The 2,235-nt window shown below is 66.5% G+C and carries 3 protein-coding genes; all 3 read right to left on the bottom strand.

The features are described 5' to 3' along the window. Positions 1–364: 364 nt before the first annotated feature. Positions 365–1,090 carry a TIGR04283 family arsenosugar biosynthesis glycosyltransferase gene (locus RMQ73_RS11530; RefSeq protein WP_310498393.1) on the bottom strand — a complete coding sequence of 242 codons (726 nt, stop codon included), beginning with the start codon at positions 1,088–1,090 and terminating at the stop codon, positions 365–367. Beyond that, positions 1,087–1,644, bottom strand: coding sequence for a TIGR04282 family arsenosugar biosynthesis glycosyltransferase (locus tag RMQ73_RS11525; RefSeq protein WP_310498392.1), 558 nt, complete (start codon positions 1,642–1,644; stop codon positions 1,087–1,089). The genes RMQ73_RS11530 and RMQ73_RS11525 overlap by 4 nt, the downstream gene beginning before the upstream one ends. After that, on the bottom strand, positions 1,635–2,235 hold a 601-nt coding region (locus tag RMQ73_RS11520; RefSeq protein WP_310498391.1), incomplete at its 5' end, for a Rieske (2Fe-2S) protein. The genes RMQ73_RS11525 and RMQ73_RS11520, both read right to left, overlap by 10 nt.

The following is a 2,235-nucleotide window of genomic DNA, read 5'->3' as shown; positions in this document are numbered from 1 at the left end:
TTCGAAGTTTTGAAAGCAACACGAAAGGTCCTTCGATCTGGTCTTCCTTGACAACTGTCCCGCTTGATTGTGATCCATCATTTAAGCGGGCTAGCGCCGACCACTTAATTCTGTCATTTTGGCGGGGTGAATGGTCGGAATGCTATGCATATCCGTCCGGGCTCACCACTCTTCCTATGAGTGTTCGAGCGTATCTGCTTTCGGGTTTGGGCGTGGATCTTGCGGTCTGTTGGGGCATCGCGGTCGGCGCAGCTTGGGGTGCGATCCGTCTGTGGCCGAGAAGAAATGGGTCTGCTCGCGCTCTTCCGAAAGGCAGCTAACCACCACTTCCAGACAGTCTGGTTCAGTGTGGCGACCGAGCCCTCTAGCGCACGTCCGGATACAATCGCCCCAAAGTTTTCAGCCGCAGCCCCAGCCCCCAGCGGATGCCGACCTTCAGATAGACCCAATTCGCCCGCCATTCGCCCCAGGCGGCGATGCGGCGGTCCGATGTGGTGACGGTGCGGCTGAGCAGGCGGGTGCGGCCTTGGGGGACGATGCGCACGCACAGATCGGCTTCCTCCATCACAGCAAGCGCTTCGTCGAAGCCGCCGATGGCGGTGAAGGCGCTGCGCCGCACGAACATCGCATGGTCGCCAAACAACAGCCGCCCGCCGCGCACGAATAGCCAGGGGCGGAACAGCGCCGGGGCGTACCAGGTTTTCAGCCAATTGTGCGCCGTCGTCACCCACCGGGTTTTTTTCGGCCCGGCGAGGATGGCGGTGAAACCGGCGAGTACGGTGCGCGGATCGGCCATGGTGGCCTGCGCCACCGCCACGCCATCATCGGGCAGCCAGGTATCGGCATGGAGGAACAGGATGATCGGCGCGGTGGTCGCGGCGGCGCCGGCGTTGCATTGCCGGCCGCGACCCTTGGGCGACGCGATGACGGCCAGGCCGAGGCCTTGCGCCACTGCCACGCTGTCATCCTCGCTGCCGCCATCGACGCACAGGATTTCGGCCGGGCGCGGATCGAGCGCCGCCAGGCAGCGGGCTAGGCGCGGCAGCGCCGCCGCCTCATTGAGCATCGGGATGACGATTGCAACGCTCACAGGCCAGGCCAGCGGGCGAGGTCTTCGGGCGTATCGAGGTCGGACAGGGTTTCAAGGCGCGGCGTGCCGGGCGGCAAGCGGGCGAGCGTCGCCGCCAGCACGGCATCCGTGCCCCACGCCATATCGGTGAACAATTGCGGCATCGGCTCCGCCAGCCCGAGCAGCCAATAGCCGCCATCCGCCGCCGGGCCGATGACGGCGGGCGCGGTGGCAAGCGCAGCGGCGGCAGCGCGCAGATGCTGCGGCAACAGTCCCGGAATGTCCGCGCCCAAAAGCAGCACCGGCAAGGTTTCGGCAGTGCGGGACAGGCGGTCGCCCAAGTCGCCCTCACCCTGATCGACGACGCTTTCCACCCCCAGCCAATCGCGGAAGCGCGCAGGATCGGCGCCCGTTGACCTGATTTCCAGCGCCAGCCCGGCGGCCTTCACCGTCGCCACCGTCCGCTCGGTCAGCCGGCGGTGCAGGTCGGCAGCGCCTTGCGGCCCCAGTGCCGGGATCAGCCGCGTCTTGGCCTTGCCGGCTTCGGGCCAGCGGGTGAACAGGGCTACGCGCACGCAGTGTGTCTGTCGGCTGCGACGATCACGCGGCCATTTTCAATGCGGATGGCGGGGCCGGGCGCCAGCCGCAAGCCACGGCCATCGGCGCTGCGGCCGGTCACCATGTCAAAGCGATAGCCGTGCCACGGACAGGTCAGGGTGCCCTGCGCATCGGGTTCCCCTGCCAACGGCCCCAGCCAGTGCGGGCAGATGCGGCTATGGGCAACAAGGGCGCCGTCATGCCGAACAAGGCGAAAGCAGCCGCTGCCAAGATCGAAATCCATCGGGAGCGCCAGTTCTGCCAGCGGGCCAAGGTCCAGCGCATCGGGCGCACGCGGGCGCCGCGCCAGCGCCGCCTCACGCGCCTGCATCATCGCTTCGTCTTCGTCCCACAGCTGCTTGTATATGGCGACAAAGCCCTTGCCGATCATCGCCAGCAAATCGGGATCGCTGATCGGGACATGATATTCGACATGAACGTGGGCGGCGTGCGGCGCGGTTTCTTTGACGGCGACGCGGATTTCGCTGGTCGCGCCAGGGCCGGCTTCGGTCACGACGCGGTATTGACTGGTGTCGGGTGCGATGAACAGCTTCAGCGTCTGCGCCGGG

This window comes from Sandarakinorhabdus sp., assembly GCF_031430775.1.
Classification (GTDB): Bacteria; Pseudomonadota; Alphaproteobacteria; order Sphingomonadales; family Sphingomonadaceae; genus Sandarakinorhabdus.
Note: the sequence above shows the minus strand (reverse complement) of the source record. Positions and strands in the feature narration are given on the sequence as shown.